The sequence below is a fragment of the Sphingobium sp. ba1 genome (assembly GCF_000743655.1).
Classification (GTDB): Bacteria; Pseudomonadota; Alphaproteobacteria; order Sphingomonadales; family Sphingomonadaceae; genus Sphingobium.
In genome coordinates this window covers 3,190,206-3,195,655 of record NZ_JPPQ01000069.1, presented here as the reverse complement: position 1 = coordinate 3,195,655, position 5,450 = coordinate 3,190,206, and the positions used below count along the sequence as shown (strand labels likewise).

Here is a 5,450-nt window from a genome sequence, read left to right as displayed (position 1 = left end):
CTGAAAACACAACCCGCTACGGGGGAGACTTACCCGAAATCTGATTTATTCAACAAAGCCGTTCTCCGAATGAAAGCCTGTCCTCAGCATAGTACCGGGAAGGAGGGAGTGACCATCTCATTAAATAAAGCACGCTAAGCCGGTTGCAGAGGCCGTAGCGGCCTGAACTTCCCCGCGCCGATCTTGGCGCTGCTGCGCCATAGGTAATCACCGGTCAGGTTGATGTGCTCCCAGCCGAGTGGCGACAGGTACTGCAATAGCGAGTCATCGACGGCATGACCATTGCCGCGCAACGCATGCGCCGCACGCTCCAGGTAGACCGTGTTCCACAGCACGATGGCCGCCGTCACCAGGTTGAGGCCGCTGGCCCGGTAGCGCTGCTGCTCGAAACTGCGGTCACGGATTTCACCAAGGCGGTTGAAGAACACGGCACGGGCCAGCGCATTGCGCGCCTCGCCCTTGTTCAGCCCGGCATGCACGCGGCGGCGTAGCTCGACGCTTTGCAGCCAGTCGAGGATGAACAGCGTGCGCTCGATGCGGCCCAACTCGCGCAGCGCGACGGCCAAGCCGTTCTGGCGCGGGTAGCTGCCGAGTTTCCTGAGCATCAGCGAGGCCGTCACCGTGCCCTGCTTGATCGAGGTGGCCAGCCGCAGGATTTCGTCCCAATGGGCGCGGACGTGCTTGATGTTGAGCGTGCCGCCGATCATCGGCTTGAGCGCGTCATAGGCGGCATCGCCCTTCGGGATGTAGAGCTTGGTGTCGCCCAGGTCGCGGATGCGCGGCGCGAAGCGGAAGCCCAAGAGGTGCATCAGGGCGAAGACGTGATCGGTGAAGCCCGCCGTGTCGGTGTAGTGCTCCTCGATCCGCAGGTCGGATTCGTGGTACAGCAGGCCGTCGAGCACGTAGGTTGAGTCGCGCAGGCCGACATTGACCACCTTGGTGTGGAATGGCGCGTATTGGTCGGAGATGTGGGTGTAGAAAGTCCGTCCTGGGCTGCTGCCATATTTTGGGTTGATGTGCCCCGTGCTCTTTGCCTTGCTAGCGGTTCGGAAATTCTGTCCGTCCGATGATGATGTGGTGCCATCGCCCCAGTGCCCGGCAAAGGGATGCCGAAACTGAGCGTTGACCAGTTCAGCCAACGCTGTCGAGTACGTTTCGTCGCGGGTATGCCAGGCTTGCAGCCAAGCGAGCTTCGCGTAGGTCGTGCCGGGGCAGGACTCGGCCATCTTGGTCAGGCCCAGGTTGATCGCGTCGGCCAGGATCGTGGTCAACAACAGGTTCTTGTCCTTGGCCAGATCGCCCGATTTCAAGTGCGTGAAGTGCCGGGTGAAGCCCGTCCACTCATCGACTTCGAGCAGCAGTTCGGTGATCTTGACGTGCGGCAGGACCATGGCTGTCTGGTCTATCAGCGCCTGCGCGGTGTCGGGCACCGCCGCATCCAGCGGCGTGATCTTCAAGCCCGACTCGGTGATGATGGCATCCGGCAGGTCGTTGGCTGCCGCCATGCGGTTGACGGTGGCAAGTTGTGCTTCCAGCAGCGTCAGCCGCTCATGCAGATATTGTTCGCAGTCGGTGGCCACGGCCAGCGGCAATTCGCTGGACTGCTTGAGGCTGGTGAACTTCTCGGGCGGTACCAGGTAGTCCTCGAAGTCCTTGAACTGGCGTGAACCCTGCACCCAGATGTCGCCCGAGCGCAGGGAGTTCTTCAACTCGGACAGCGCGCACAGTTCGTAGTAGCGCCGGTCGATGCCGGCGTCGGTCATCACCAGTTTCTGCCAGCGCGGCTTGATGAAGCCGGTCGGTGCATCGGCTGGCAGCTTGCGGGCGTTGTCGGTGTTCATGCCGCGCAGCACCTCAATGGCATCAAGCACGTTTTTGGCGGCGGGCGCGGCCCGCAGCTTGAGCACGGCAAGGAATTCCTGTAACAATAGCAATACCCCAAATACCTAATGTAGTTCCAGCAAGCAAGCTAAAAAGTAAAGCAACAACATAACTCACCCCTGCATCTGCAGCTTTCTTCTCTAATGTAAGAAATAGTGGCTTCCAGTCACCTGTATCCTTAATTTTTAGGATATCAGATACCACATCATATCCAAAAGAAACATGCCCCGTAATCTTCAAGTACTTGGCAAACTGATCTAAATGTTTAGCCCAGTCATCATACTTCACCGATGCCAACGCATTAAAAATAGCATCACGATCGGCTTTGCTGAATTTCTTATTTAAAACATCCTTGTATTTTTCAAAAGCAGCGAGAGCTTCATTCACATTGCCGATTTTCTTACCTTTAGACTTATCAGCAAGTTCCTGTGCCATTTTCGAATATTTTTCACCATATTTTTCAGTCAGCGTTTGATAAAAGCTAACTGTTGCATCAACAGCATCCTTAATCTGTGAATTAAGGAGATTATTCTGTGCTTTTTTCAAATTTTCTTCAGCTTCATGAACACGAGCGATACCGGCATTACGATTATTACTGACCTGAGAAATAGCCTTCTGGATCTGAGTTATATCAGCATTTATCCGGTTAATACGTGTTTCTGATGCTGTTACCTGTTTTTGTTTTTCTTCTCTAATCTTACCGGCCCCAACCCGTCGTCTGGTTGCTTCAAAAAAAGGACGGTTCTGAAGCGGATCATTGGCTCTTGGTGATAGTTTTTTGACCAGCTCATCCAGTTCTTTATATTTAGCGGATGCCTGAGCCAGTTCATTTCGTTTTCCAGCGAGCGTTTTCATTTCTGCATCACGGGCATGGATACTGGAGCTTAAACGAGAATTGAGAGTCTTAATCTCTCCATCCATTTTCACCACTTCAGATTGTGCAGCAGAAAGTTTTTTTTGGGCGATCTCAACAGCTTTAGCTTCTTCACTCAATGCAGCCAGTCGTTTCTCTTCAGCTTCAGCCAGTTTCAACTGGCGTTCTGTTTCAGCCTTCTCCCGTTCAATCTCTTTACGTCGTTGTTCTGCTTCCTGAAAAGCCTTTTCTGCTGCTTCCGCTTCTTTACGGGCTTTTTCTTCTGCTTTCGCAAGGCGCAAACGCTCTGCTTCCGCCTGCATAGCTGCATTATTAGCATGAGCAAGCTCTGTTGCTGAAGGCGTACGTGAGGCATTGTGACGAAGAGCCTCATTCACGATATCCTTCAGGCGCTGAGTCAGCGCATCCCTGTTTGCCTTTGCTTTCGCCTGTGCTTCCGCTGCAGCTTTTGCCCGGGCAGCCTGCTCTGCCTGTGTTTTCTTTAATTGAGCAGTAGACCATTTAGCAGTTGCATGAATAGCTGCAGAACTTTCACTTTTACTGCCTCCTTTTCCACCTCCGCCGCCAGAGCCACTCCCGTCAGGAGTACCATTCAAAAGAGTAATAATTACCTGTCCCTTATCATCATAAGGAACACCATCTTTATAGTACGCTACCGCGGTTTCCATTATAAAATCCTCTTTGACTTTTAAAACAATAAGTTAAAAATAAATACTGTACATATAACCACTGGTTTTATATACAGCATAAAAGCTACGCCGCTGCATTTTCCCTGTCAAGACTGTGGACTTCCATTTTTGTGAAAACGATCAAAAAAACAGTCTTTCACACCACGCGCTATTCTCGCCCGATGCCACAAAAACCAGCACAAACATTACCGTTCTCAGACCTCATTATGTTTTACTGAAACTATGAGATGAGACATCTATGGGACACTGTCACTTTATGGCATGGCACACACTCCGGGACGCACTAAAAATGACAGGCAGATCGCGTTCACAGTTTTACCGTGATATGCGCGCAGGCCTTGTCAGTTACCGTACCGGCAGGGACGGACGACGGGAGTTTGAAACCAGTGAACTGATCCGGGCATACGGCGAATTAAAGCAGAATGAGACACCAGAAAGGCACAGTGAGGGACATGCAGAAAATCCACATGATCAGCAGACAGAACGCATTCTCCGGGAACTGAATGAGCTGAAACAATGCCTGACGCTGATGCTTGAGGATAAACAGGCACAGGATATGGATCGCAGACGCCAGGAAGCAGAACGGGAACAGCTACAAAATGAGATAGCCCAGCTCAGGCAGGCACTGGAACTGGAAAAGAAACGGGGATTCTGGTCCAGGTTGTTCGGTCGCTGAACGCTGTCAGAGACTGATGATAAAATAGTCTTCGGATAATAACTCACCGAGAATAAATACTTTAAGGTAGGGAGACACTCATGAGACGTACCGGAAACAAACTTTGTCTTATCGCCATGATAACAGCAACAGTAGCTCTCACAGCCTGTACCCCAAAGGGCAGCGTGGAACAACATACCCGGCATTACGTATATGCTTCTGATGACGGTTTTGATCCCAACTTTTCCACCCAAAAAGCCGACACAACACGAATGATGGTGCCTTTTTTTCGGCAGTTCTGGGATATGGGAGCTAAAGATAAAGCGACAGGAAAATCACGGAGTGATGTGCAACAACGCATTCAGCAGTTTCACAGCCAGGAATTTTTAAACTCACTCCGGGGCACAACTCAATTTGCGGGTACTGATTACCGCAGCAAAGACCTTACCCCGAAAAAATCCAGGCTGCTGGCTGACACGATTTCTGCGGTTTATCTCGATGGCTACGAGGGCAGACAGTAAGTGGATTTACCATAATCCCTTAATTGTACGCACCGCTAAAACGCGTTCAGCGCGATCACGGCAGCAGACAGGTAAAAATGGCAACAAACCACCCGAAAAACTGCCGCGATCGCGCCTGATAAATTTTAACCGTATGAATACCTATGCAACCAGAGGGTACAGGCCACATTACCCCCACTTAATCCACTGAAGCTGCCATTTTTCATGGTTTCACCATCCCAGCGAAGGGCCATCCAGCGTGCGTTCCTGTATTTCCGGCTGACGCTCCCGTTCCAGGGATAACACATGTTCGCGCTCCTGTATCAGCCGTTCCTCTCTTATCTCCAGTTCTCGCTGTATAACTGGCTCAAGCGTTCTGTCTGCTCGCTCAAGTGCTGCACCTGCTGACTCAACTGCATGACCCGCTCGTTCAGCATCGCGTTGTCCCGTTGCGTAAGCGAAAACATCTTCTGCAATTCCACGAAGGCGCTCTCCCATTCGCTCAGCCGCTGCATATAGTCCTGTTGCAGCTGCTCTAAGGCGTTCAGCAAATGTGTTTCCAGCTCTGTCACTCTGTGTCACTCCTTCAGATGTACCCACTCTTTCCCCTGAAAGGGAATCACCTCCGCTGATTTCCCGTACGGAAGGACAAGGAATTTCCTGTTCCCGTCCTGCACAAACTCCACGCCCCATGTCTTCGCGTTCAGTTTCTGCAATGTCTCTTCCTGCTTCCTGATTTCTTCCAGGTTCGCCTGTATCCTCCCTCCAAGATACCAGAGCGTCCCGCCACTCGCGGTAAACAGGAGAAAGACTATCCCCAGTAACATCATGCCCGTATTCCCTGCCAGCTT

General features: G+C 51.8%; 5 protein-coding genes and 1 pseudogene. 2 read left to right on the top strand and 4 right to left on the bottom strand.

What is annotated here, in order from left to right; genetic code table 11:
- Positions 1-134: 134 nt before the first annotated feature.
- Positions 135-1,919, bottom strand: a pseudogene (locus IL54_RS18745) (Tn3-like element TnAs3 family transposase); the annotation flags it as partial.
- Positions 1,864-3,423 carry a pore-forming bacteriocin colicin E1 gene (gene cea / locus IL54_RS23320; protein WP_076605537.1) on the bottom strand — a complete coding sequence of 520 codons (1,560 nt, stop codon included), beginning with the start codon at positions 3,421-3,423 and terminating at the stop codon, positions 1,864-1,866. The gene cea and the pseudogene IL54_RS18745, both read right to left, overlap by 56 nt.
- 310 nt (positions 3,424-3,733) lie before the next feature.
- Here cea and IL54_RS18735 point away from each other — a divergent pair, with 310 nt between their 5' ends.
- Positions 3,734-4,120, top strand: coding sequence for a hypothetical protein (locus IL54_RS18735; RefSeq protein ID WP_000147848.1), 387 nt, complete (start codon positions 3,734-3,736; stop codon positions 4,118-4,120).
- A gap of 80 nt (positions 4,121-4,200) precedes the next feature.
- On the top strand, positions 4,201-4,620 hold the full coding sequence (locus IL54_RS23315; RefSeq protein WP_001254967.1) for an Exc2 family lipoprotein: 420 nt from the start codon (positions 4,201-4,203) through the stop codon (positions 4,618-4,620).
- A gap of 317 nt (positions 4,621-4,937) precedes the next feature.
- Here the strand turns inward: IL54_RS23315 and IL54_RS18725 are convergent, their stop codons facing one another.
- Together IL54_RS18725 and IL54_RS25200 are read right to left on the bottom strand one after the other, a co-directional pair.
- Positions 4,938-5,171, bottom strand: a complete 234-nt coding sequence (locus IL54_RS18725) for an MbeD family mobilization/exclusion protein (RefSeq protein WP_000137445.1) — start codon at positions 5,169-5,171, stop codon at positions 4,938-4,940.
- Positions 5,172-5,177: 6 nt separating this feature from the next.
- Positions 5,178-5,450 (bottom strand): hypothetical protein (locus tag IL54_RS25200; RefSeq protein WP_037479307.1); only part of this gene is annotated, 273 nt, incomplete at its 5' end.

What these genes read in the sequence shown, in the direction of transcription:
- cea (WP_076605537.1), bottom strand. Translation starts at nt 3,423, where the DNA reads ATGGAAACCGCGGTAGCGTACTATAAAGATGGTGTTCCTTATGATGAT.
- IL54_RS18735 (WP_000147848.1), top strand. Translation starts at nt 3,734, where the DNA reads ATGACAGGCAGATCGCGTTCACAGTTTTACCGTGATATGCGCGCAGGC.
- IL54_RS23315 (WP_001254967.1), top strand. Translation starts at nt 4,201, where the DNA reads ATGAGACGTACCGGAAACAAACTTTGTCTTATCGCCATGATAACAGCA.